The sequence below is a fragment of the Corallincola platygyrae genome, assembly GCF_039544265.1.
Lineage (GTDB): Bacteria > Pseudomonadota > Gammaproteobacteria > Enterobacterales > Neiellaceae > Corallincola > Corallincola platygyrae.
Genome location: NZ_BAABLI010000008.1, coordinates 160,764 through 184,078, shown reverse-complemented (window position 1 = coordinate 184,078; position 23,315 = coordinate 160,764). Strand labels below are relative to the sequence as shown.

The 23,315-nt window shown below is 49.8% G+C and carries 22 protein-coding genes and 1 pseudogene; 10 read left to right on the top strand and 13 right to left on the bottom strand.

Annotation, left to right across the window (positions count from 1 at the left end; genetic code table 11):
* Positions 1-79: 79 nt before the first annotated feature.
* A complete protein-coding gene (locus ABEA14_RS06385; RefSeq protein ID WP_345339057.1) occupies positions 80-1,480 on the top strand; it encodes an SLC13 family permease in 1,401 nt (466 codons plus the stop codon).
* Between the two features lie 136 nt (positions 1,481-1,616).
* A pseudogene (locus ABEA14_RS06380) lies at positions 1,617-2,939 on the top strand (IS4 family transposase).
* 55 nt (positions 2,940-2,994) lie between these two features.
* Here the strand turns inward: ABEA14_RS06380 and ABEA14_RS06375 are convergent.
* From ABEA14_RS06375 to ABEA14_RS06355, 5 genes are all read right to left on the bottom strand, one after another.
* Positions 2,995-5,922, bottom strand: coding sequence for a hypothetical protein (locus ABEA14_RS06375; protein ID WP_345339056.1), 2,928 nt, complete (start codon positions 5,920-5,922; stop codon positions 2,995-2,997).
* Between the two features lie 230 nt (positions 5,923-6,152).
* The gene (locus tag ABEA14_RS06370; RefSeq protein WP_345339055.1) at positions 6,153-6,773 is read right to left on the bottom strand and encodes a hypothetical protein; all 621 of its coding nucleotides are present in this window, start codon (positions 6,771-6,773) and stop codon (positions 6,153-6,155) included.
* A gap of 349 nt (positions 6,774-7,122) precedes the next feature.
* Positions 7,123-7,599, bottom strand: a complete 477-nt coding sequence (locus ABEA14_RS06365) for a response regulator (protein ID WP_345339054.1) — start codon at positions 7,597-7,599, stop codon at positions 7,123-7,125.
* Complete coding sequence (locus tag ABEA14_RS06360; protein WP_345339053.1) at positions 7,586-8,959, bottom strand: ATP-binding protein; 1,374 nt, start codon at positions 8,957-8,959, stop codon at positions 7,586-7,588. The genes ABEA14_RS06365 and ABEA14_RS06360 overlap by 14 nt, the downstream gene beginning before the upstream one ends.
* Positions 8,960-8,968: 9 nt before the next feature.
* Positions 8,969-10,384, bottom strand: a complete 1,416-nt coding sequence (locus ABEA14_RS06355; protein ID WP_345339052.1) for an SLC13 family permease — start codon at positions 10,382-10,384, stop codon at positions 8,969-8,971.
* 231 nt (positions 10,385-10,615) lie between these two features.
* On the opposite strand from ABEA14_RS06355, the gene ABEA14_RS06350 reads away from it, so the two are divergent.
* The 3 genes from ABEA14_RS06350 (at position 10,616) to ABEA14_RS06340 (ending at position 12,625) form a co-directional block, all read left to right on the top strand.
* Complete coding sequence (locus tag ABEA14_RS06350) at positions 10,616-11,353, top strand: glycerophosphodiester phosphodiesterase (RefSeq protein ID WP_345339051.1); 738 nt, start codon at positions 10,616-10,618, stop codon at positions 11,351-11,353.
* Positions 11,354-11,489: 136 nt separating this feature from the next.
* Positions 11,490-12,080, top strand: a complete 591-nt coding sequence (locus ABEA14_RS06345) for a hypothetical protein (RefSeq protein WP_345339050.1) — start codon at positions 11,490-11,492, stop codon at positions 12,078-12,080.
* Between the two features lie 143 nt (positions 12,081-12,223).
* Positions 12,224-12,625, top strand: coding sequence for a hypothetical protein (locus tag ABEA14_RS06340; protein ID WP_345339049.1), 402 nt, complete (start codon positions 12,224-12,226; stop codon positions 12,623-12,625).
* 165 nt (positions 12,626-12,790) lie between these two features.
* Here the strand turns inward: ABEA14_RS06340 and ABEA14_RS06335 are convergent, their stop codons facing one another.
* From ABEA14_RS06335 to ABEA14_RS06310, 6 genes are all read right to left on the bottom strand, one after another.
* Complete coding sequence (locus tag ABEA14_RS06335) at positions 12,791-13,210, bottom strand: hypothetical protein (RefSeq protein ID WP_345339048.1); 420 nt, start codon at positions 13,208-13,210, stop codon at positions 12,791-12,793.
* Between the two features lie 230 nt (positions 13,211-13,440).
* Positions 13,441-14,223, bottom strand: a complete 783-nt coding sequence (locus ABEA14_RS06330; RefSeq protein WP_345339047.1) for a metal ABC transporter permease — start codon at positions 14,221-14,223, stop codon at positions 13,441-13,443.
* Positions 14,223-15,137, bottom strand: a complete 915-nt coding sequence (locus ABEA14_RS06325; RefSeq protein WP_345339046.1) for a metal ABC transporter solute-binding protein, Zn/Mn family — start codon at positions 15,135-15,137, stop codon at positions 14,223-14,225. Before ABEA14_RS06325 ends, ABEA14_RS06330 begins: the two co-directional genes overlap by 1 nt.
* The gene (locus ABEA14_RS06320; RefSeq protein WP_345339045.1) at positions 15,118-16,374 is read right to left on the bottom strand and encodes a hypothetical protein; all 1,257 of its coding nucleotides are present in this window, start codon (positions 16,372-16,374) and stop codon (positions 15,118-15,120) included. The genes ABEA14_RS06325 and ABEA14_RS06320 overlap by 20 nt, the downstream gene beginning before the upstream one ends.
* Before the next feature lie 41 nt (positions 16,375-16,415).
* Positions 16,416-16,733 carry a hypothetical protein gene (locus ABEA14_RS06315; RefSeq protein ID WP_345339044.1) on the bottom strand — a complete coding sequence of 106 codons (318 nt, stop codon included), beginning with the start codon at positions 16,731-16,733 and terminating at the stop codon, positions 16,416-16,418.
* Between the two features lie 164 nt (positions 16,734-16,897).
* A complete protein-coding gene (locus ABEA14_RS06310) occupies positions 16,898-17,122 on the bottom strand; it encodes a DUF2375 family protein (RefSeq protein WP_345339043.1) in 225 nt (74 codons plus the stop codon).
* 396 nt (positions 17,123-17,518) lie between these two features.
* Here ABEA14_RS06310 and frdA point away from each other — a divergent pair, with 396 nt between their 5' ends.
* The 4 genes from frdA to frdD are packed head-to-tail and all read left to right on the top strand — an operon-like array spanning position 17,519 to position 20,875.
* A complete protein-coding gene (frdA, locus tag ABEA14_RS06305) occupies positions 17,519-19,297 on the top strand; it encodes a fumarate reductase (quinol) flavoprotein subunit (RefSeq protein ID WP_345339042.1) in 1,779 nt (592 codons plus the stop codon).
* Positions 19,294-20,133, top strand: a complete 840-nt coding sequence (locus ABEA14_RS06300; protein WP_345339041.1) for a succinate dehydrogenase/fumarate reductase iron-sulfur subunit — start codon at positions 19,294-19,296, stop codon at positions 20,131-20,133. The genes frdA and ABEA14_RS06300 overlap by 4 nt, the downstream gene beginning before the upstream one ends.
* On the top strand, positions 20,130-20,525 hold the full coding sequence (locus ABEA14_RS06295; RefSeq protein WP_345339040.1) for a fumarate reductase subunit C: 396 nt from the start codon (positions 20,130-20,132) through the stop codon (positions 20,523-20,525). The genes ABEA14_RS06300 and ABEA14_RS06295 overlap by 4 nt, the downstream gene beginning before the upstream one ends.
* Positions 20,522-20,875 carry a fumarate reductase subunit FrdD gene (gene frdD, locus ABEA14_RS06290; RefSeq protein ID WP_345339039.1) on the top strand — a complete coding sequence of 118 codons (354 nt, stop codon included), beginning with the start codon at positions 20,522-20,524 and terminating at the stop codon, positions 20,873-20,875. The genes ABEA14_RS06295 and frdD overlap by 4 nt, the downstream gene beginning before the upstream one ends.
* A 69-nt stretch (positions 20,876-20,944) precedes the next feature.
* On the opposite strand, the gene ABEA14_RS06285 is transcribed toward frdD, so the two are convergent.
* Positions 20,945-21,514 (bottom strand): NnrU family protein, encoded by a 570-nt coding sequence (locus ABEA14_RS06285; protein WP_345339038.1) that lies wholly within the window; start codon positions 21,512-21,514, stop codon positions 20,945-20,947.
* Between the two features lie 86 nt (positions 21,515-21,600).
* On the opposite strand from ABEA14_RS06285, the gene ABEA14_RS06280 reads away from it, so the two are divergent.
* Positions 21,601-22,890, top strand: a complete 1,290-nt coding sequence (locus ABEA14_RS06280; RefSeq protein WP_345339037.1) for a glycosyltransferase family 4 protein — start codon at positions 21,601-21,603, stop codon at positions 22,888-22,890.
* Here ABEA14_RS06280 and arfB read toward each other — a convergent pair.
* Positions 22,887-23,300 (bottom strand): alternative ribosome rescue aminoacyl-tRNA hydrolase ArfB, encoded by a 414-nt coding sequence (gene arfB, locus ABEA14_RS06275; protein ID WP_345339036.1) that lies wholly within the window; start codon positions 23,298-23,300, stop codon positions 22,887-22,889. The genes ABEA14_RS06280 and arfB overlap by 4 nt on opposite strands.
* Positions 23,301-23,315 lie beyond the last annotated feature (15 nt).

Sequence of the window (23,315 nt, the reverse complement as noted above, 5' to 3'; positions counted from 1 at the left end):
GACGATCTTTCCTACAGTTATGCTCGGCACATCTGGGTAATCTAGCCCAGTCCAACTTACCCGATAACGGATACGGATCATGATCGAATGGAAGAAGATGCTGGTTTGTTTAGTCTGCTTTGGCGCGGTATTGCTGATGCCCGCAGACTGGATCCCGCTCGCTGGCATTAATATCGTTCAGCAAAGGCTGCTTGCCATCTTTGTATTGGCGGCGTTGCTCTGGGTTTTGGAGCCTATCCCCGTCTTTGCGACATCACTACTGATTATTACTCTGCTATTAACCCTGATATCCAATCAAGGGTTGGCACCTGCCATCTCCGCCATCGAACAGCAGGATCCCTCACTACTGCTGCATTACAAATCGATATTTGCTGCCTTCAGTTCGCCCATTATCATTCTGTTTTTGGGCGGTTTTGCCCTGGCGGTGGCAGCCACCAAATATGAGTTAGACATCAACCTGGCACGGGTGCTACTCAAGCCGTTTGGCACGCAGCCAAGAAACGTGATGCTGGGGCTGATGCTGATTACGGCAATCTTCTCCATGTTTATGTCCAACACTGCCACCACCGTGATGATGCTGGCGATCCTGGCGCCTGTACTACAAGGTTTGCCTGATGAAGACCCGGGCATCAGAGGCCTGGTACTTGCCGTACCTGTGGCGGCTAATATCGGTGGTATTGGTACGCCGATCGGTACGCCACCCAATGCCATCGCGCTACAATATCTGGTTGGCGAAAACGCTGTCAGCTTCGGCACCTGGATGGCCTTTGCTATCCCGTTTGTTGTGGTATTGCTGACGTTTGGTTGGGTGCTGTTGCAGAAGCTTTTTCCTGCCAAAACGGACAAAGTGCAGGTCAATATCAATAGTAAGTTCCGCCGTAGTCCACAGGCATGGATTGTCTATGTAACCTTCGCCGCCACTATTCTGCTTTGGTTGACCACCAAGCTACATGGCATGAATGCTTATGTTGTCGCGATATTGCCACTCACTGTATTCACCATGACCCGCATTATTACCAAAGAAGATCTGCGCAAGTTTAACTGGGACGTGATCTGGCTGGTGGCAGGTGGTATTGCCATCGGTGCAGCTTTGGAAAATACGGGATTAGCGTCAGCGCTGGCTCACGGCGTCGACTACTCGGTAATGACGGTGTTCTGGATCATCGTCACCCTCTCTATCCTCTGTTGGATGATGGCCAACTTTATGTCCAATACCGCCACGGCTAACCTATTGATGCCTATCGCAGCGGCCATGGCCACCACACTGAGCAGTTCAGGCCAGCTGGAAGATACGCGGGTGCTGCTGGTGATCGTTGCCATGTCAGCCTCTATGGGCATGGTGCTGCCAGTCAGCACACCGCCTAACGCGCTGGCCTATGCCTCGGGCAAAATCACTACGGGTGATATGGCCAAGGTGGGGATTATAATCAGTAGCACCGGCATTTTAATTCTGCTCGGTGTGGCCAAACTAATTAGTTAATCGAAGAATCTATTGCCAGAGTAGAAACAACGTAAAAAAACCGCCATTAAAGGTAATGCCGATCAGTTAAGGATCCATTGACCGATCCTTACAGGGTGCGAAAATCCGGATTCTTTCTAAAATTCCGGATTTTTTTATGTTTCTTTGTCAGGCTCTCAACCGTCTCAACTCATTCTCTGCCGAACAGCTTTCCGATGTGCTGTCTCCGGAGCTGCTCGAAGAGTGCCTGAAGGAGAGCGGTGCAGTTACCCTCCGCAAAAGAAGACTTCCGCTGGAGATGATGGTGTGGACTGTTGTTGGTGCTGCGCTGTTCCGCCATATGCCAATGAGTCAGGTCGTCAACCAACTGGACATTCTGTTGCCAGGAAAGAAGCCTTTCGTAGCGCCCAGTGCCGTTACACAGGGCCGTCAGCGGCTCGGCGAAAAAGCTGTTCAGAAGGTATTTGAGCAGACCCAGGCGTTGTGGCATGAACATACTCCGGATCCGCACTGGTGCGGGCTGACATTGCTCGGTGTGGATGGCGTTGTCTGACGTACACCGGATACCCCCGAGAACGACAATGCCTTTGCCCGAACCAAAAACGGCACAACTGAATCGGATTACCCACAGGTTCGCATGGTGTGCCAGATGGAACTGACCAGCCATTTACTGACTGCTTCAGCGTTTGACAGTGTTGCTGAGAATGAAATGACCCTTGCGGTAAGGCTTGTTGATAAAACACCGGATCACTCTCTGACGCTGTTCGACAGGGGCTTTTACTCACTTGGTCTGCTACACAAGTGGCAACAGGCCGGTGAAGAGCGGCACTGGATGGTGCCCCTGAAAAAGGGCTCGGTATATGAGGTGACACGCCGGATCAGCAAAGGCAATGAACTAGTGACACTCAAAACCTCACCGCAGGCCAGAAAAAAGTGGCCGGGACTGCCGGAGCGCTTGAGCGCGCGGCTGTTAAGCAAAAATGTGAACGGCAAAATGGTTCAGATACTGACTTCAATGATCGACCCCAAACGCTTCCCAGCCGCGGATATTGTTGATCTGTATGGCCATAGATGGGAGATAGAGCTGGGCTACCGGGAGATGAAGCAGTTTATGCTACAGAATAAGCTGACGTTGCGGAGTAAGCGGCCGGATATGGTTCGGCAGGAGCTGTGGGGAGTGCTGCTGGCGTACAATCTTCTGCGGTTCCAGATGGCTCGGATGGCTTACTCCCTCAAGGGGGTAGAACCGAATCAAATCAGCTTCAGCCAGTCGATGCCGTTTATCGTAAAAGAACTGATGCTGATGCCCGCGGTCTCGCCAGGGCGGATCCCCGAGGTTATCAACGCGCTGACAGAGATGGCACAGGCCTTTGTATTACCTGTAAGACGTGAGCGGAGCTACCCCAGAGCCGTAAAGAAAAGGCCTCAGCGATATGCTCAGCGACCGGCCAGAAAAAGAAATGCCAGTCAGCTTAACTGACTGGCATTACCCCTTGGGGCGGCTTTTTTATCGGTGAACCTCTGTTAGCTCAGCGCTAATAGAGTGGTAATGCCACGTAGTGGCCAATCGCGAACAGGCCGTCCGGTGTCACTGGCACTGGGTGGTCGAAGCCGTGAGTGCCAAAGAAGCTGGAAATGGCTTCGATATCGTACCTATTACTAACCATATTTCCATCACTGTCTATATCAATGCGAATAATGTACTCATCATTGGTTTCGCTATCGCGGGCTCGGTCAAAAGCAAAAATCTTACCTTCGCTGTAAGCCATTGCTGTGTAGTACAAGCTATCTTCCACTACCAAGAACAGTACTTCTTCGTTTGTGAGGGTGTCGAATATCGTAAGCTCACCGTCAAACCCCCTTCTGAAGTATCGATAGGCTTTTTGGTTGATATCGTCCCAATAGTCCACATCCAAATCTGCCTTTGGAGATAACGACAGCTTTGGTGATGTTAAGTCGGCTAAGTAGGTATTGACGCACCTTGAATTGTAACCGCCGGAACATTTAGTTTGAGAACTATTTGAATAAAGCTCATCCAACTTGTAGGAATCAAGCAAGTTTTCAGCGATTGGCACCGCGACACCATCGAGCGTAAAGACACGATTCTCATCGCCAATGTTATCGGTCTGTAAGAGATTCAGCCCAGCAATTCGGATCGCTTGGACTTCGGTGCGAGTGCTCTGATACTCGGAATCGTCGTTAATCAACCCTCTCAAATAAACCGGAGCTGCGCTCAACTGAGTCAGATCCAGTAATGCGACATCACGGTTGTTAACATCCGCTAAGCCCCTAGACAATACTAAATGGCTACCATTGGCCGTGATACTGGCTTTATAGAAGGTTTCATCCAGCGGGATAGACTGAACCCACTGACCCGTATAGATATGGTACACATCAACTTTTTTAAGGTGCTCAGTATCGTTGCCGTCGGAGATGTATTCATTGAGGTAATAGATATATGGCCTCAGCGGGTCATACACCAAGTCGTTGTATTGGTCTCGATCTGATAGTGCCAAGGGCACTGTAACATCAGCACTGTCGACCCAAACACTCAGAGGCACTTGATATGTCTGGTTTTGGTAACTCTCACCAGACGTAATAGTAACTGTAGCCAAGTGGAGTGTATCCAATGCCAGCTCGGTCGTATCCACAGACACTTCAAGTATGGCCGGGTCTTGTATTGAAGGGGTAAGCGTGACCCAGTCTTGATCTGCAGAAGCCTGCCAATCAGTCACCTGTGAATTCCAGCTGTCTAGCAGATGTAACGATTTACTCGTAACTCCATGAGAAGGGAACTTGGCAAACGCCAGTGTGGCTTCTGCACTGTACAAGATAGGAGCATTGAGATTGATCGGTATCACTAACTGCTGGGTAAAGGTGTGGCCAAAGCGCTCAAGTGACGCCTCCAGTTGTACCTCGGTCGTACCAGTAGGAACTTCATTTGGGTGAAGTGTCACTCTGAATCTGAAGTAGTCATAAATATCGTATGCATTGTCTTCAGCTTCGATAGTGAGGAAGTCCGACTGACTCTCTAAAGAGAGGGTATATGGATTAATTTGATCGTTTCGGATATCTGTCATCAGATACATGCGATAAAACAAGCTTTCAGCGCTATCGAATGCATCGACCTTGAACTCTTCGACTTGAAGAATGCCTGGACCTTCGATTGTAAAGTCGTATACAACTTCATACGCCTCGTTAATATCGAGGTCAGTTAAGGTAATGATGGCTTGATAGTCACCGGGCTGCATTAAGGCAACAACATCTGGCTTGGGATGGATATGTACTTTATTAAAATGAGTTAACAAATTAGTCTCAATCTCAAGCCACGACTGATCACTGGTAACCGAAAACTCAACCTGATCGCCATTGTACAGCTCGATGGATTTTGAGGCACTTTGCGTACTACCTAACTGCCATGTCGCCTCAATATGGGAGGTGCCGGGACGAAGGTCATGCCTACGACTGCTATTTAATGGAAGATCATCGTCAACATCCAAAACACCATCGTTGTCATCATCTGGATCGGTGTTGTTGCCAATGCTATCACCGTCAGTGTCCAGGCTTTCATGCGGATTCAATGCAAAGGCATCTTCAGCATCATTGACTCCGTCACCGTCATCATCAAGGTCTTGGTTATTACCTACACCATCACCATCGGTATCAAATTTTTCTCCGCTATCGTTGGGGAAAGCATCGAAATGATCTGCCAGTCCATCAGCATCGCTATCGGCTGCGTCGGCATTTCGAAGCTCAAAGCTAACTCCGCTTTCGGTACGTTTAACAATGCCAACGTCGGGAGCAAACCAATACTCTACCTCTAGTGGTAGGGAAATCTCATAACCATCAAGCGTGGTGTACATATCTAGCGTCAGCTTGATATGCTTGGCCATGAAGTTGCCAGCTGGCGTAGTCAAGTACTCTTCACCGGCGTAATCTAAAACGCCTCGATAGAAAAAGCTCTGAGAGCCATAGCTAGGTTGAATATCAACCAGGCCATATCCGCTGACACTTTGACTATAACCGCTACTAAATGCTGATCGACGCAATAGTTCAATCGGATCATTAAACGTATAGTCTGCCGTGTAAACTTGGTTCTGCTGCTCTATTCGAGGGCTGTAAAAACCTTTCAATGCCAGCTCAGTCTCTGTACTGACAAAATACTCACGCCCACCCGTGGTGTAGGTAAGTGGGTAGACAGCCTCGCCATCCTTATCTATCTGGGAGCCAAACGAAGCACTTATGCCTTGAGAGTATACGAATGTGGGCTGCTCAGTCACAGGAAGCAGAGAGTTTCCCTCTGGCTGAGTAGGTTCCGGGTCTGGTGTTGGCGTAGGATCTGGCGTCGGAGCAGGATCAGGCGTTGGCGCTGGATCGCTGCCGCCACCTCCACCACCGCCGCCACAAGCGGTTAGCCAAAGTGTTGAGAGTAGAGTACAAACTAAGAGTTTTGACCGTGTCATCTTTACTTCCTTGATGATCAATATTTCGTCAGTGATTCTGCAGACATGCTTATTTATTGTTTTGATACAAATCGGTTAAACGATTGTTAAGTCACTACTGCTTGGGATATTCGAAAGCATAAAAACACTCGAATACTTTTCACCCTGCACGGACCGAATACGATTGAGTCTGATAAAAATAAAAAAGGCCCCAACTCGAAACTAGCAGGGGCCTGAATTTGAGATTGAATTTATAAAGTTTTTCTGCGAGCAACCACAAAGCCAAGCACTGACAGGGCTAACAGCCAGGTTGCAGGCGCATTTACATCTGCAGCGGCGTAATTGAATGTGAAATCATCCATCAGCCACCAGGTGTTGTCAGCTGAGTTAACGATCTCAAGTCGATCAATGCCAGCAAAACCAGCTTGAAGCCAATCATACTGAGTAGAAGAGAGATCCATATAAACCGAACCAACCAATCCACCATCGGCATAACCGTTCAAAGTAACCGAACGTGAGGAGCCAGGATTGAAGGTGTCATCCTGCACCCATGAAGTGAAATACGCTCCTTCAAAATCAATCTGCTGATTAAAGTTGATGTTACGAGTGACACCAAACGCGTTATAGGCCGCGAACTCGCCAGATGTCGAGCCATAGCTATTACCAAGCGTTGATTGAAAGCCGTAGTCAGGATGATTGTTGGACAAAACACTAAAGTGCTGAACACCCCAGTCAAAAGATGCATAGTCTTCTGGCAACCAGCCCGCGCCCCAGTCGGCCAAGCCTTCAAAATCCAGAACAATGTTTGCAGAAGCAGGAGCAGAAAGCCCCAATAAACTTGCGAGGAGTACAGCAGCGATATTGTACTTCATGGTCGAATATCCCTTTCCTAATAGAATGGTTAATTATTTGTTAAAGCTTTCGCTACTTTACTGTTTTGATGATTAAAATTCAATCACATAAAGAGGCAAACATTGTCGAATTCGGCTTACTTAAGAAATCTTTTACTCAAAAAATCTTTTCAAGATACCTATTGAGAGCAGACCAGCAAGAATGCACTCATCAACTACTGTTGACGGATTACCACTAGCAATTAGGAGCGATAAAATCGCGAGACAAGGTCGGCAAATGAATAAGCCAGCTAGAATTGAGGAGCTACAGGGCTGCCAATCAAATTAGTTTTGTTGGCAGCTCAGGCGATAATGGGCAATCTGCTGGCAGCTAGCCTTTCAACTTCTTATACAAAGTCTGCTGGTCCATCGCTTCCAGCTTCTCTTCGTAATCCAGACCCTGATCCAATATAAACTCAGTCAACAGACGACGGCAGGTATCAATCAACTCTTCCACTTGCCAGGGCTTTTCAAAGTAATGATCGATGCGTGCCGCATTGATGGCATTGATGGTGTCTTTATGGGTCGCCTGCCCAGTCAGCAACACCTTGCGGGTATGGACAAAACGACCATCTTCAGAGATCTCGCCCAGAAGCGCGACGCCACTGGTACCCGGCATCACGTGATCAGAGATAACCAGGCCAACCAGTTCGCCACGCGCTTCGAGTTCGTCCATCAGATCCAGGCACTCATCCGCAGATTCCGCTTCCTCGATATTAAAATGGGTCGCCAGCGCTCCCAGGTCTTTGATCACCGCGTCCAGCACTTCGGGTTGGTCATCAACGCAGACGATATTAATGGTTTCCATGCTTGCCCCCTATCGGTAGCTTCACCTTAAACGTGGTTTTGCCCGGTTTGCTACGCAGGACAACTTCGCCCTGATAGCTCTCAACCAAGCGTTGCACAATAGCCAGTCCCAGACCTAACCCGAACGACAGGCCGCTCTTTTTAGTGGTGAAGTCTGGCTGGAAGATTTTTTCTTTTAACTCCTCAGGAACCCCTGGGCCGTTGTCACTGACACTGACCTCAAGATGGTATTTATAGAGCTTGGTTTTAACCGTCACCGTCGCATTGACAGTGCCAGCCATCACCAGTGCATCACTGGCATTTTTCAGTAAGTTGACCCAGATCTGCACCAGCTCAGTAATGTTGCCGAATATGCTCGGCAATGGCTGCAGATCCAGCTCGACATTGACTGCTCGCAGGTCCGATTTCACCAAGGCAATCGCTTCATTTATCGACTCAATCACATCGGTTTCTGGGCCACGTTCAAAGTCGCCACGGCCAAGTACTTTCACCGACTTTACGATATTCGCAGCATGTTGCGCGGCAAACTCCATATCGTGAACATCTCGGCCAAGTTCAAAGTAGCGCGCCATATTATCCAGCTGAGACAGCACACCTGGCCCCAGAGACTTAGCGTCTTCGATGGTAGGAGCGATACGCGCCAACTGCTTCGCCGCGAGTCGAGAAATACTAAATGCCCGTTGATAGTCTCTCACTCGTTTCCGCATCTCGGCACTGGTGCCATGCTCGCCGCTCTGACGCCCCTTGCGGAAGAAGCGCGCTTCCACTGGCAAATGGGTTTGCAATAGCTCATCAAATGAACTTGAAAGGTATTCTGTCTTTCTGGTGATCACACCGATGGCATTGTTCATTTCGTGGGCCAGGCCGGCTGCCAACTGACCCAGTGTCGACATCTTCTCGGCTCGATAAAGATTCGCCTGCGCTTCCTCTTTTTCTGCCGCTCGCCGAGTTGCCCGCAGTGTGCGCTCTGCCAGTTCACTCACCATCAACGGCATAAACTGTTCGACAAACGAGCCATGAACGTCAGGATCGACTGCTTTGATGTCGCGATCGATATAAGTCAGTAACGAGTCTTTATCAGCTACAATCCGTGTGGAACTGATGTAGTCTCCGGAAAAAAAGCTATGCACACCGACAAAGGCGCCCGGGCCTTCAGAAAAAACTTGGATCAGTTCATCATGATCTTCATGGGTATGCTCGCGATAACCAATAACCCGTCCTTCCAACAACAGGTAAAGACGCTCATTGACCTCACCCTGATCAACCAGCATCTCACCTTTTTTCAGACGCAGACGACGACTCTCATCTGAGAAATACGCTTTCTTTAGTCGCTCTGTTTTGGCTTGAATATCACTACTCATAAAGTGCCCTTACAAGTAGCCGATCTGGAGCAGTAAAAACACCATGGCATAGGTCAGCATCAGACCCACCACACCTATGATCACACCCACTTTGGCCATATCGCTGGTTTGCATATAACCGGTAGCGTGTGCCAATGCATTTGGCGGGGTACTGATGGGTAATGACATACCCAGCGACGCTGCAAAGGTGACACAAAGAATAATCGCCTGCGTGCCACCCAATGGAACCAAAGAGTCCATAGACACCGCCAATGCCACCACGATAGGCATCAGTAAGTTAGCTGTGGCCGTATGAGACATGAAGTTGGCCATCAGCAAACACAAGCCGCTGGCGGCAAGAATCACAACATAGGGTGAGAACTGGTCAAACGGGATTGCTGCAACCATGTTTCTGGCCAGTCCGCTCTTGTCCATTGCCAGGCCGAGGGCAAAACCACCTGCAACCAGCCAGAGCACATCCCAACTGATCTTCTTCAGGTCCTCTTTGGTGATCACCTTGGTGACACTGAAAACTGCCACCGGGATCATCGCAACCACATAGGAGTTCATACCGTGGGCACTGCCAAACAACCAAAGCAGGATGGTTGCTGCAAAAGTGACATACACCAAAATCGCCTTAGGCGAGCGCTGGAACTTACCGCGGATGTTAAGCGCCATGGATTGCTGCGTTGCCGGGAACATTTTCACCAGCAGCCCCCATGCAAAGATCAACATCACGACAACAAAAGGCACCGCAAAGGCCATCCAACTGCCAAAGCTAATAGCGTCCTCTCCCACCAAATACTTCAGCGCGATAGCATTGGGGGGGGTACCAATAGGAGTCCCAATACCACCAATATTGGCCGCAACTGGAATCGACAACGCAAAAGCGATACGACCTCGGTCTTCAGCCTTAAACAGCCCCAGTACGGGCGCCAGAATGGAGAGCATCATCGCCGTCGTGGCGGTGTTGGACATAAACATTGAGAAAATAGCGGTAATACCCATCAGCCCAAGCATAACCATGGCAGGCCTCTCACCGAACGGCTTGAGCAGCACCCTGGCAAGGTTCACGTCCAGGCGGTATTTGGTCGCGGCCATCGCCAGAAAAAATCCGCCCAAAAACAACATGATGATGGGAGAGGCCATGGTCGCCATAATGGCTTTGTAGCTAACCAACTCACCGAAATGTTCGCTGCCTGCGTCAGACCGCAGGAAGATCAGCCCCTTATCTGAGACGAGTAAGAGCTCAACCACGATTACCAGTACAGAGGTCGCATAGATAGGGAATGGCTCCAGCACCCAACAAAGCGCGGCAAGCAGGAAGATGGCAATCACTCGCTGCTCAATCACTGTCATTCCGTCGATGGGGAATGCGGTCAGTGGCAACATCAGAACAATTAATGGGATCCCTAAGCAGATCCCAAGCTTAATAAACGCTTTCATGGGTAGTGAGTGTCCAGCCAAGAAACCTGGCAATAATACAATGACAAAGGTTAGAGGTTAGTCTGAAAGTCATTGATCTTTCTAGCTATGAACCCGGTCAAAAAGCAGACATTCTTCTGGTTTCACACTCAGCCATGTGATCTAGATCTCACTATCTGACCTCGCGGAAATCATCGGAATGTCATACAACTGTGACATTGCTGATGACAAATCTGTCTTTGAGACGCATTTATGTTGGTGATTGCCCATCGGGGAGCCAGTGGTTACGCCCCAGAAAACAGCCTGACAGCTATCGCCAAAGCGATAGAGATGCAGGTCGATGCCATTGAAATAGACCTGCATTGCATAGAGGGTGAACTGCTGGTGATTCATGATCGCTGGCTGCACCGAACTACACGCGCATCGGGCCAGTTAAGGGACTATTCGTTAGAGGCATTGCGACAAATTGATGCAGGCGATGGTCATCCTATTCCAACCCTGTGGGAGGTACTTAGCCTGATCGATGGTCAAACCGATTTGAACCTCGAGCTTAAATGCGAAAATGCCTTGCTGCCCACGTTAAAAACGCTGGACCGTGCCGTTACCGAGCAGAATTTCACGCCGGGCCAGTTTCTAATCAGCTCGTTTAACCATCATCTGTTAAATGAGTCGGTCACCATCCAACCTAAGTACGCAACAGGCGCTCTGACTGCCAGTTGCCCTATCGACTACGCAACCTTTGCCCAGACATTGGGCTGTTATGCCATTCACCTGGATATCGACTTTGTGAATCAGGCATTTGTTAAGGATGCACACCAACGTGGACTAAAAGTGTTTGTGTACACAGTCGATGAACCCGCGGATATTGCATTCCTGGAAGAGTTAGGCGTCGATGGCATTTTCAGCAACTATCCAGACAGAGCGCTCCATTCAGTCAAACAGTCAGGTGATGGATTGCAAAGAATGCGAAAATCTTTGGTTGTCGTATAAGTTGCCCCTGCTCAGAAGTTTGTCTATCAATGCCAGGTCACCTGGCAAATAAATGGGTGAAATGTGCGACTTGACGCAAAACTGAATGCAGATGAAGATAATTTCTCGCTACACCAACCTATAATCGGAAATAAGGATGAAGACCCCATTCACTTGCGCCATCGCCGTCATCAGTTTGTTCTTTGCTGCTTCGGCAGCATCAACCCCTACCCCACAAGAAGCGGAAGCTTTAGCAAACAAGATGGAGCAAAGTTTGGCAAAGTTAGAACGTTTGCAACCACGGCTCGATACCATCAACGACTACACTAGGACGATTAATGAAACCCTCGATCAAGTAACAGAGCAAAATGACAGGGCGTCAATCGGCGACGAAATGATTCAGGCAGCACTCAGCAGCGATACGGCGGCAGAAGCTATAGGGAAAGTCGTCGAGTTTAGAAAGTCCCAAAAATCACAACTCAACAGTTCAATTGATGGCTTATATCACAGTCTGAATGACTTGCTTCCCGAACTGAGAGCCATGAGTGACGAACAAAGCTGCCACTCTCAACTCGCTGATATCACGTCGGAAATAAGCAACAGTATGCCGCTCTGGTCAGAATGGATAGCGCTGGATGTTGGGGTGGTGAAAGAGCGCGGAGAGGCTTACGCTCGCTCTGTTGGCTTTGTTGGGCTTCATCTTCTGGCCGGCAAAGCTCAAGTGATCGCGCTTAATTGTACCATGTAGCATTATTGGCTAAACGAATAATGGCAGAAACAGTTTGAGAGTTACCTTCTATGTATCCGTACGTAAAATGTTTTTTGTTCTGCCTCTTATTCACATGTGCTGGCTCAGCCACCGCGAAGGTTTATCGCTGCGAAGTAGACGGCGTGCAGAAATTCTCGCAAACACCTTGTGGCAAAGATGGTGGCGAGGAGATAAAAGTGCAAGCCCAACCGCTTGGTTCAGATGGGAGCAGCGATGAAGCCACCGATTACAAAGCAGAACTGGATAAACTTCATGCCAGTAGCGACCGCAGAAAGTACCAGCAGCAGATAGAAAAGCTGCAAGCGGAGGTTGATGCTCTAGACAAAGCAGCATCTGAAGAATTAGACCGCATGTTAATTGATCGCCGAAATGAGCTAGACAATGCTACAGAGGAGTATGCGCGGGCCGAAATGGACAAAGCGGTTAAGCAGATCACTGCAAAATACGATGCCCAAATCAAACCATTGCAGGCTCAGATCCGCGCCCTAAACGACAAAATTCAAGCCCTTGAACGATCTGAATAAAGAGTTATTGGATCGCGCTTACTAAGCCCCAGATATGCCAATGCTGATACACAGTTTTCAGTCACAAGGTAAAAATGCGTAAAAAAATCCGCACTTTACTTTTCAGTAAGAGTGCGGACTTTATCCATACTATTCGGTGGTTCGCACATTGCTTAGGATGCAGCCTCAGTGAGTCTTACCTAAAACGCTCGCTACACATGCCGCAATTTTATTGGTGTCACTTGCCTGATAATTGTTTGAGCATACCAACACCGCCTTTTCATAATCATCCCCGCTGAAGCTCGGACCGGCTTGGCCACGCAACTTACCATTCGCACACGCAGCGACGTCTTGCGGAGTGCCCTTGCCTTCACTCAAGCAAGATTGAATAGCTTCGTTTTGCGCTTTTTTGTTCTCAATCATCTCAGGGGATGATTTGATAGATGCGCACTCACCTATATCCTCAGAAGCAACGAACTTGGCGCAAACAGCCACGCGGTCGTCATGGGACATCTTGGTAAATTCTTCCAATGTTGTTGCGGCCGCTGGCAGAGCCATAACAAGGGACAATAGGCATACAAACTTTGCAATCAATAACTTTTTCATAAATCACCTCGTTCTGGAGTGGTCGTTTTTTAATCAAATCCGTGTCATGCTAAAAACATAGTTACCGTAATTAATTTGTCAGAAATAATTACGATAACTATTACCCAACCCCAAATGTGCTTGAACAGGTAAACAAGTCGAACGGCGTCACTTCAACCACACGCGTTTCATTACGACAACGTCATGAGAAAGACAAACGAGTCATCAATAGATAAGCTTGATGAAAAGGCTCACGTTAGAACCTTATTTTGATGTGGAAATGCAACACGAAAAATCATGCCACAGCATGCTAGGGCACAAACAACCGTCGCTCCACTTGGCCAATCGAACCAAGCAGATAAACCAAGCCCCAGAATATAGGCGGCAATACCGACCAGGTAACCTGATATCAGTTGCTTTGCGCCGACTTCTACTCGCCAAGTGGCCAGCGTAGGCATAATGAGCGTGGCGAATACCAGATAGACCCCAACCAGATTTACCGAGCTGGTAATTGCAATGGCAAAAATTGGATAGAACCAGCCTCGTTCGAGCAACTGAGAACGAAAATGAATCAGCGTCAGCAGACTGCCGTAAATCAATCCATGTAGCCAAAGATCACTCCAATTAACCCATAGGATCGAACCCGAAAGCGTCTGCTTGATTAGCTCACCACCGTGTGGGTCGTTTGACAACAGCAACAGCGCAGCCGCCGCCGATACCACATAGAAGCAGCCAATAATCGCTTCCAATTCCTGTTTGTATTGCTTTTCCAACCAAGCCAACAAGGCTGCTCCCAACAAGGCAAACACACCGGATGCCAAGTATGGCGCCATAGAACCCAGTTCATTCAGGTGCCACAACTGCGCAACCACTACGCCCAACGCTGCAACTTGTGCAATCGCCAGATCAATAAAAATGATCCCACGTTTCAGTACCTGATAACCCAAAGGCACATGGGTTGCGACAACAAGAAGGCCGGCGCAAAGCGCCGGCAGCAGGATTACTGACAGGTCAGCAAACTCAGCCCAGTCCATTAAGCAGACTCCACCGCGTGCAGAAGCTGCTCAATAATCCGTTGATACAAGGCAAACAGATCTTCCGTACCATCAGCACCCACGGTATAGGCCAAAGGTATCACCGGGAAACCGGTTTTTTCACTGAGCCATTCAGCCGCTTTTGGGTCCTGATAGTTGGAATAAACCACACCCAGAATGGGCTGCCCTTTGATTTGATTAAGCAAACCCGCCAGGTGACTGCTGGTGGGTGGCAAACCTGGCTTGGGCTCCAAGTCCGCCACTTGCTCTATCGATAGCCAATCAAACAAGTAGCGGTAGCTGGTGTGATAGGCAACAACCTGCTTTCCTTGCAGAGGCTTTGTCATCGCCTCCCAATCAGAGGTTGACTGACGCCAGCGAGCAGCAAAAGCTTTGAGGTTCTGCTGATAGTGCTCAGCCAAAGCGGGGTCAATCTCAGACATGCGCTTGGCAAGCGCTTCCGCGATAACCAGCATACGTCGGGGATCAAGATGCACGTGGGGATTACCCATACCATGCACATCCCCCATCAGCCGAGTAACACTCTGCATCACATCCAGGCGCTCGACCTGTAAGGCAGCATAAAACGCACCAGGCTGATTATCACGGACGTCTCGGTTATTCGCCTTCATCTGCAATGCTGGTAACCAACCAATCTCCAACTCTGCACCGCTACAAACAAACATATCCGCGCGGCGAAGCTTAGCAATCAGGCTTGGTCGTGCCTGCACCATGTGCGGGTCTTGATAAGCAGTCGTGGCACTATAGATCTCAGCCTCTGGTGCTAGCTCTCCTGCCAAGGCAGCCCACTCTGGCTCACAGGCAAAGATATTGAGCGCCATCGCCTGAGGCGACAGCACACAGATCAGGCCGGCCAACAGGCCGGCTTTGGTTTTAGTAGAGATGCGCACCATGGGCCCCCAGGGTTCCAACAAACTGGATCGAGAAGATATCGTCTTCCAGATCTTCCATGCTTTCATCGCGGGTGTACTGAACACGAACAGTGGCAAAGTGAGAGTAGTTCCAGTCCAGCATCAAGTCTGTCGCTTTTGGCTTGTAGCCTTCGCTGTAAACATCGGCAGGATCTATCTCGCTGTAACGCACACCAGCAGACCAGTTCGGAGACCAACGGTATACACCTGAGACATACCAGCCACTGTTGCTGTCGTCGTGACGCAACTCTTGCTCATATTCACCTTCATGCTCATGGCCATACCAACCATCTTCATCTACGTAGAAGTACTCACCCTGCAGGGTCAGGCTCTGGTACTTGTAGTTTCCGCCAGGCGCCCATTTCCATACAAAGTCAGCGATGTAGAAGTCTTTATCACCATCGAAATCGCAAGCGCCAAATTCAAACTCGTGATGGTCCTCATCGTGATGCTCTTCGTCATGATGATCTTCTTCATGCTCATCGTGGTCTTCATGATCGTGTTCGTCATCGTGACCATGGTCGTGTGTACCACACTCACCAAACACATGCTCTGTGCTCAACCAAGCCAAACCCGCTTGCCAGCTCTGAGAGTCACCGATGTCACCACCGAACTTGGCATACAGGTTGGTTGCACCAATGCTGCTATCCGCAGCCGCTGGGAATTGGCCACCTTTAAAGCCCTCCACACCCAACTCAATGTATGTATCTGTTGGGGCAACCCAGTTCAGCCGCACACCATCGTCATAGTAGTGGCTACCTACAAATGCACGGTAAACCAGAGGGCGGTCTACGAAGCTGTCGGTATGCATATGTTTGCTGTTCAGATAACCGATGTTTGAAAGGAAACGACCGCCTCGCACTGACAAGCCGTAAGGCATACCCATGGTTTGCACAAAGGCTTCTTCAAGCTCTACTTCTGTCTCATCATCATGCTCGGCCAGGACTGTTGTGACTTTGCCGTAGAACATGTCGTCAAATGCGGCTGACAGAGCCAGTTCAGTATGATCAACCCAGAACCCTTCGTCGGGTCCACCGGCATGCTCTTCATCGATAGGCAGGTTGCCAATACCTTCGAAGTCACTGCGGTCAGTGTAACCAACGTTGATTACAGCAGAGATATTTGGGTTAAAACCACTTTGGCCAGTTTGAGCATAAACAGGGGCTGCCGCACCAAAAATGGCACAGGCAACCGCAACGGAAATTGCGTGCTTCTTCACGTGAAACTCCAAAAATTATTTAAATTGTAGAAATAGCTTTGTTAGAAAATTCGAACTGGCGGATCGCGGATGGGGGTGTTGAATGCACTCTGCTTAGCGGTAGCAAGAGCAATGTCTTTGTAATCAGAAAATTGCGAAATAGGAAGCGCCACCGATGGCATATCAAACAGCACGCAAGGCTGCGACTGCTGGAAATGGATAACGCAATTAGCTTCAGGCTCATCAAGGTGGATCGGATGATCTGCGGCATGTACTACTTCTAATCCCTGCCAAAACAGAAGCAGCACCAACAAGCAACGACCCAAAGTCAGGCGTTGTTGAATGCTGTTCTTGTCTTGATGGGAAAGGAAATTGATCACGATCACTTCCTGCGATGAGTTAATCGGGATTGTATCGCGGCAATGATTTAGCGCAACCTTACAGTCACAATTGACTACAAAAAGATAACAGCCAATCCGTAAGAGTAATCTGGCAATAAAAAAGGCCCCAACGTCGTGGGGCCTTTCGTATGGTTGTTAAGATGTTAGAAATTCGCAGCGGGCGGCAGTTGTGCGTAGCGTTCGCCCAGGGTGTTCAATACCTCGCAATCCCCTTCCAACACGGCGACGATTAAAACCCGCTGTCTAAACCTTGCGGGCAACACAACACGCCCATTGGCGGTTTCGTCCAAGTTATAGAAGCAGCGACGCCTTATCTGCTGCAAATCACTCATATCGTAATAAAGTACAGTTATCGTTTCGTGTTGCATCGCCAGCCCTCCAGGTCCAGGTCGCCGTCAATGCGTTTTCCCGACGCTAAGCACCACTCCATTGCTGCGCACCACATAATCGCTGCTTGTGTAACGGTAAGTGTAGACCCGCGCATTGAATTAAACGAACCTAAATTACCAACGCATCAAGGCAGTTATTGGATCACCCAAGGCAAGCATTTGTTTAGTAAAAACTTAACAAGCTAAAAGATTTTCGATTCGTTCACACTTTTTGATGATAAATCGGTCACTTAACCTTATCCATCTGCAACTTGTCACGAAAATAGATTTAACTCAAAACCTGTGCGCAACTGATCGCTACTATGGGGTCAGACCAATAAACAGAAATAAGGCCTGGTCCCAGGCCAAACATCTACCTCTATCAGGAGGATACCCGTGCAAACCATACAAGCTGATATTGCGATTGTGGGAGCGGGCGGAGCTGGATTACGTGCCGCTATTGCGGCCGCCGAGGCTCATCCCGACTTAGAGATCGCTTTGATCTCCAAGGTATACCCGATGCGAAGTCATACCGTTGCGGCCGAAGGTGGCGCCGCGGGTGTGATCCAGGATCATGACCAACTCGATTACCACTTCAATGACACTGTGTCAGGTGGTGACTGGCTCTGCGAGCAAGACGTCGTTGATTACTTCGTCCAAAACGCAACTGAAGAGATGATCCAGTTAGAGCATTGGGGCTGTCCCTGGTCACGTAAGCCGGACGGTAGCATTAATGTTCGCGCTTTTGGCGGCATGAAGATTGAGCGGACCTGGTTCGCTGCCGACAAAACCGGCTTCCATATGCTCCACACCCTATTCCAGACCTCGACTCAATATCCTCAGATCAAACGCTACGACGAGCATTTCTGCCTGGATCTTGTGGTGGAAGATGGTCGTTGCCAGGGGGTACTGGTACAGGATATGGCCGAAGGCGAAGCCAGCTTTATTCAGGCCAAATCCGTGATCATCGCCACTGGCGGTGCCGGTCGAATTTATCGCTACAACACCAACGGCGGCATTGTGACCGGCGACGGTATGGCGCTGGCATTCCGACATGGCGTACCGTTGCGGGATATGGAGTTTGTTCAGTATCACCCCACTGGTTTGCCGGGCACCGGTGTTCTGATGACTGAAGGCTGCCGTGGTGAAGGCGGTATTCTGGTCAACAAAGATGGCTACCGTTATCTGCAGGACTACGGACTGGGACCGGAAGTTCCTCTGGGTACCACTAAGAACAAACATATGGAACTTGGGCCGCGCGACAAACTCAGCCAATGTTTCTATCAGGAGCAACAGAAAGGCCGCACCATCAAAGATGAAACCTGGGGCGATGTCGTTCACCTCGACCTGCGCCATTTAGGTGAAGCCAAGATCGATGAGCGCCTGCCATTTATCCGAGAGCTGTCCCGCGCCTATGTCGGTGTCGATCCGGTTCACGCTCCTATTCCGGTGCGCCCAACCGTGCACTACACCATGGGCGGCATCGAAACCGATGGCCGTACAGCCACCTCATTGCCGGGCCTTTACGCGGTAGGTGAATGCGCCAGCGTGGGCCTGCATGGCGCTAACCGTTTGGGCTCTAATTCGCTGGCAGAGCTGGTGGTGTTCGGCAAAGTCGCCGGTGAAGATGCTGCTGCATTCGCTAAGGCCAATGACAACAGCGACAACGAGAAGCTCGAAGCACTAGCCAAAGCCAGTTTGGATAAGGCGTTGGCGTTGCTTGAGATTGATGGCGATGAATCCATGCCTGCAATCCGCAACGAGCTGGGTCAGGCGATGGAAACCGGCGTCGGTATCTACCGCACGGCCGAAACCATGCAGACGGCCTGTGACCAAGTTGCTGCGTTGAAAGAGCGCTATAAGCGGATCAAGATTGAAGACAAGAGCAGCGTCTTTAACACCGAGTGGCTCTATGCCATCGAACTAGGCTTCCTACTCGACGTCGCTGAAACCATGTGTCACTCAGCGTTGGAGCGCAAAGAGAGCCGCGGTTCTCACCAACGCATTGACGGTTATGAGCAACGTGATGATGACAACTTCCTCAAACACACGCTTGCCCACTACAACCCTGATGGTGCACCTGAGTTGAGCTACAGCGAAGTGAAGATCACCAAGAGTCAGCCTGCTAAGCGGGTATATGGCGCAGAGCTAGAACAACAGGAGGCTGCAAAATGAGTACAGCCGAACCAACCATCAAGGTAGAGGTGATGCGCTACCGGCCAGAGCAGGATGAGAAGCCCTGGCTGCAGAGTTTTGACGTCCCTTATCGCCATGACATGTCGATTCTTGATGCACTTCATCACATCAAAGATAACTGTGACAGTTCGCTTTCGTACCGTTGGTCGTGCCGTATGGCGATCTGCGGTAGCTGCGGCTACATGGTTAACAAGGTGCCTAAGTTGGGATGTAAAACCTTCCTACGAGACTACATCAAGGCCAATGGCGGTCCCGGCAAAATACGGGTTGAAGCCTTAGCGAACTTCCCTATCGAGCGGGATTTGGTCGCCAAAATCGACGACTTCGTGGAGAAGTTGGAGATCATCAAGCCATATATCATCCGCGAAGAAGAGCAGAAGCTGGCCGATGGTGCATACAAACAGACACCTGAAGAGCTAGCGCGTTATAAACAGTTCTCCATGTGTATCAACTGTGGTCTCTGTTACGCCGCCTGTCCGCAATACGGCCTGAACAACAAGTTCATGGGGCCCGCTGCGCTGGCGCTACTGCAACGCTATAACCGCGATTCACGGGATCAGGGCAATGGCGAGCGTCTTCCCATCCTTAACTCGGAAGAGGGTGTATGGGGCTGTACCTTTGTTGGCTACTGTTCTCAGGTATGTCCGAAAGGCGTTGACCCTGCCGCCGCGATTAACCAAGGCAAGGTCGAAAGCTCCACTGACTACGTGCTGAACCTGGCGGGCATGAGCAAAGCCAAAGAGTACAAGGACAGCCGCAAGCAAACGGAACAAAGCTGCGGTAAAGGCGATTGTGGCTGCGGAGGTAAGTCATGAGTAAGCGTAAACCTTATACCCGGCCGATGGGGCCGACTTGGTGGGCGAGCCACCCCTACTATCGTTTCTACATGCTGCGCGAAGGTACCAGCGTATTTGTAGCACTTTACGGCCTGGCACTGCTTTGTGCCTTGTTCGCACTGGTTAAAGGCGAAGGCGCCTGGAACGCGTATGTCGCAGCGATGAGTTCACCTCTCGCCATCGTGTTCCACCTGGTCTGCCTGGCCATGGCCAGCCTGCACGCAGTCACCTGGTTCTCACTGACACCTAAAACCATGGATATCTGGATCAAGGGTAAACCTTTACCTGAGAAACTGATTGTGGGTGCCCACTACGGCGGTTTTGTGGTGGCCTCACTGGTGATTATCGTTGCAATAGGAGGTTGGCTATGAGTTTTCAACGCTCCCACGAACCTATCGTCTGGTCACTGTTTGGTGGCGGCGGTGTGGTAGCCGCTTTCCTGTTACCCGCACTCATTCTGGTGACAGGATTACTGGCACCAGCAGGTTTATTGGATGGTGACGCATTGAGTTATGCCCGCGTACTGGCCTTCAGTCAGCATTGGCTAGGTAAACTCTGCTGGCTGACCGTTATCGCCCTGCCTATGTGGCATGCTATGCACCGTGTCTATCACGGCCTGCATGACCTGAAAGTCGGCGCTCGGGGTTTGTTCTTTGTGCTCTGTTACGGCTTTGCACTGGTGGTAACCATAGCGACAGGAACACTGTTGCTGGCTATCTAAGCACGTAGGTTCTTACTCTCTTGAAAAGGGCCTTCTGGGCCCTTTTATCGTGCTGGATGAAAGAGACATTCACCCAGCAGCCACTAAGGCCACACCATATAAAGCACCGTGTAGCTGCACCATCACCGAATACATCACAGCACCAATAGCCACTACCACAGCATCTCGCCAATTTGGCTGGGGTGGCAGTTCACAAATTTTCAGACGCTGAATAGCACTGTAAACACTGTATGTCGCATAGATAGCAAAGCTTCCAAACAGCAGTAGCGAAGCAAGGTCACCATTAACCAGTAAATGTCCCCATCCCCAACACGCAAAACCAATTAACATAGGGTGATGTAAGCGACGGCGGATATTGCAGGGAATAAATACGGCCATTAGCAGAATGCAAAAAATCAGATTAAAGGCGTAGGTCAGGTGCCTTAACACGCCATACCAAGGCGGCTCCCATAAGGGTACGAAAGCCGCGGTGGCTTTGCCGTAGATAATCAGCGCCAACCCCGCTAAAGACAATAGGGTAAAAGTCGCTAGATAGATGCGAGTCCCAAGTTGGCGTATCAACTCAAGTTTTAGCTTTGGCTGGTGCGGTATCATATGCAGTGCAAAAAACAGGATTAGGCCTGCAATTAAAAACGTCATTTAAATCTTCCTCGTTTCCACTCGCCGAGCCAGTCTAACTATCTGGTAAACTCCGCTGCTAACAACGCCTGTCGCAGAGCCAACCGATGTCAGAACCCGATTCCACACAAGTGCTAATTATTGGCTATGTATGGCCTGAGCCGAACTCCTCGGCTGCGGGCAGCCATATGATGTCCCTTATCCGCCTGTTTCTTGCGCAAGGCTGGCGGGTTTGTTTTGCCAGCCCGGCACAACAAACCGAACATATGGTTGATCTTACTGAACTTGGCGTAGAAGTGCAGGCGATCCCACTTAATGATTCAGCATTCGACCATTTTGTATCTGAACTGGCACCAGATATCGTGCTTTTTGACCGCTTTATGATGGAGGAGCAGTTTGGTTGGCGGGTCAGTCAACAGTGCCCGGACGCATTAAAACTGCTTGATACCGAAGACCTGCACAGTTTGCGTCATGCTCGCCACACGGCCCATAAAGCTCATCGAGAAATGAACAGCGCAGACCTGACTAATGACTACGCATTGCGTGAAATAGCCAGCATTTATCGCTGTGATCTGAGTTTGATTATTTCTGACTTTGAGCAGACCCTGTTGAAAGAGCACTACGGTGTTCCAGAGCAATTACTGTTTCATTGCCCGTTTATGCTCGACCTCGAAAACCAACCCCAAGCCAAACGGGAATATGAACAACGAAGCCACTTCGTCAGCATCGGCAACTTTCGCCATGCGCCTAACTGGGATGCCGTGCTTTGGCTGAAACAGTCACTTTGGCCAAAGATTCGGAAACAGTTGCCAGAGGCAGAACTGCACATCTACGGAGCCTATCCACCACCGAAAGCGACGGCATTACACGATCCCCAAAAAGGGTTTCTGGTGAAAGGCTGGGCACCAGATGCAGATGTAGTAATAGTTCAGAGCCGGGTACTGCTGGCACCACTCCGATTCGGCGCAGGCATCAAAGGCAAGTTAGCCGATGCTATGCGACTGGGAACGCCCAGTGTCACCACATCTGTTGGCGCCGAGGGTATGGCCAGCCAGGAGCATTGGCCGGGCGCTGTAGCAGATAATGAGGATAGTTTTGTAGCAAGTGCGGTACAGCTCTATAGCAATGCCCAGGATTGGCAACTCGCCAGCGAAAAATCGCTAGACGTACTTTACGCCAAGTTTGACGGTAAGCTCATTGCCGCCCGTTTACTGAATCAAATAGAAACACTGAGACATGATTTAGCTAAACACAGACTGAGCAACTTCACCGGTGCGATGCTGCGACACCACCACCACAGAAGCACACAGTTTATGGCACAGTGGATTGAATCTAAGAACCGATTAAAAGCGCTGGCTGAAAACGATAGTGAGGAAGTAGGACGTATCGACGGTTAAAAATCGACTTTCTTACGCAAATTTTTCGTCTGGCCACGTTGGGTTTTCTTATCCATACGACGACGCTGAGACGCCCGTGTCGCTTTGGTTGGTCGCCTGACTTTCTGTTGCACAGCCGCAGACTTAATCAAGGCAATAAGTCGATTCAGCGCATCTTCACGATTTAGTTCCTGGGTTCGGAACTGTTGCGCTTTGATGATGATGACACCTTCTTTGGTGATTCGTTGATCAGAAAGGGCTAGCAGGCGTTCTTTGTAAAATGCAGGTAAGCTGGAACGCTTAATATCAAATCGCAAATGGATAGCACTAGAGACCTTGTTGACGTTCTGGCCACCAGCGCCCTGAGCCCGGATCGGTGTTAACTCAACCTCCCAATCTCCTAACTCAACGGCATTTGATATCTGTATCACGACAATTCCACCAAC

Coding starts and splice junctions, on each gene's coding strand:
- ABEA14_RS06385 (WP_345339057.1), top strand. CDS start 80: ATGATCGAATGGAAGAAGATGCTGGTTTGTTTAGTCTGCTTTGGCGCG.
- ABEA14_RS06375 (WP_345339056.1), bottom strand. CDS start 5,922: ATGACACGGTCAAAACTCTTAGTTTGTACTCTACTCTCAACACTTTGG.
- ABEA14_RS06370 (WP_345339055.1), bottom strand. CDS start 6,773: ATGAAGTACAATATCGCTGCTGTACTCCTCGCAAGTTTATTGGGGCTT.
- ABEA14_RS06365 (WP_345339054.1), bottom strand. CDS start 7,599: ATGGAAACCATTAATATCGTCTGCGTTGATGACCAACCCGAAGTGCTG.
- ABEA14_RS06360 (WP_345339053.1), bottom strand. CDS start 8,959: ATGAGTAGTGATATTCAAGCCAAAACAGAGCGACTAAAGAAAGCGTAT.
- ABEA14_RS06355 (WP_345339052.1), bottom strand. CDS start 10,384: ATGAAAGCGTTTATTAAGCTTGGGATCTGCTTAGGGATCCCATTAATT.
- ABEA14_RS06350 (WP_345339051.1), top strand. CDS start 10,616: ATGTTGGTGATTGCCCATCGGGGAGCCAGTGGTTACGCCCCAGAAAAC.
- ABEA14_RS06345 (WP_345339050.1), top strand. CDS start 11,490: ATGAAGACCCCATTCACTTGCGCCATCGCCGTCATCAGTTTGTTCTTT.
- ABEA14_RS06335 (WP_345339048.1), bottom strand. CDS start 13,210: ATGAAAAAGTTATTGATTGCAAAGTTTGTATGCCTATTGTCCCTTGTT.
- ABEA14_RS06330 (WP_345339047.1), bottom strand. CDS start 14,223: ATGGACTGGGCTGAGTTTGCTGACCTGTCAGTAATCCTGCTGCCGGCG.
- ABEA14_RS06325 (WP_345339046.1), bottom strand. CDS start 15,137: ATGGTGCGCATCTCTACTAAAACCAAAGCCGGCCTGTTGGCCGGCCTG.
- ABEA14_RS06310 (WP_345339043.1), bottom strand. CDS start 17,122: ATGCAACACGAAACGATAACTGTACTTTATTACGATATGAGTGATTTG.
- ABEA14_RS06300 (WP_345339041.1), top strand. CDS start 19,294: ATGAGTACAGCCGAACCAACCATCAAGGTAGAGGTGATGCGCTACCGG.
- ABEA14_RS06295 (WP_345339040.1), top strand. CDS start 20,130: ATGAGTAAGCGTAAACCTTATACCCGGCCGATGGGGCCGACTTGGTGG.
- frdD (WP_345339039.1), top strand. CDS start 20,522: ATGAGTTTTCAACGCTCCCACGAACCTATCGTCTGGTCACTGTTTGGT.
- ABEA14_RS06285 (WP_345339038.1), bottom strand. CDS start 21,514: ATGACGTTTTTAATTGCAGGCCTAATCCTGTTTTTTGCACTGCATATG.
- ABEA14_RS06280 (WP_345339037.1), top strand. CDS start 21,601: ATGTCAGAACCCGATTCCACACAAGTGCTAATTATTGGCTATGTATGG.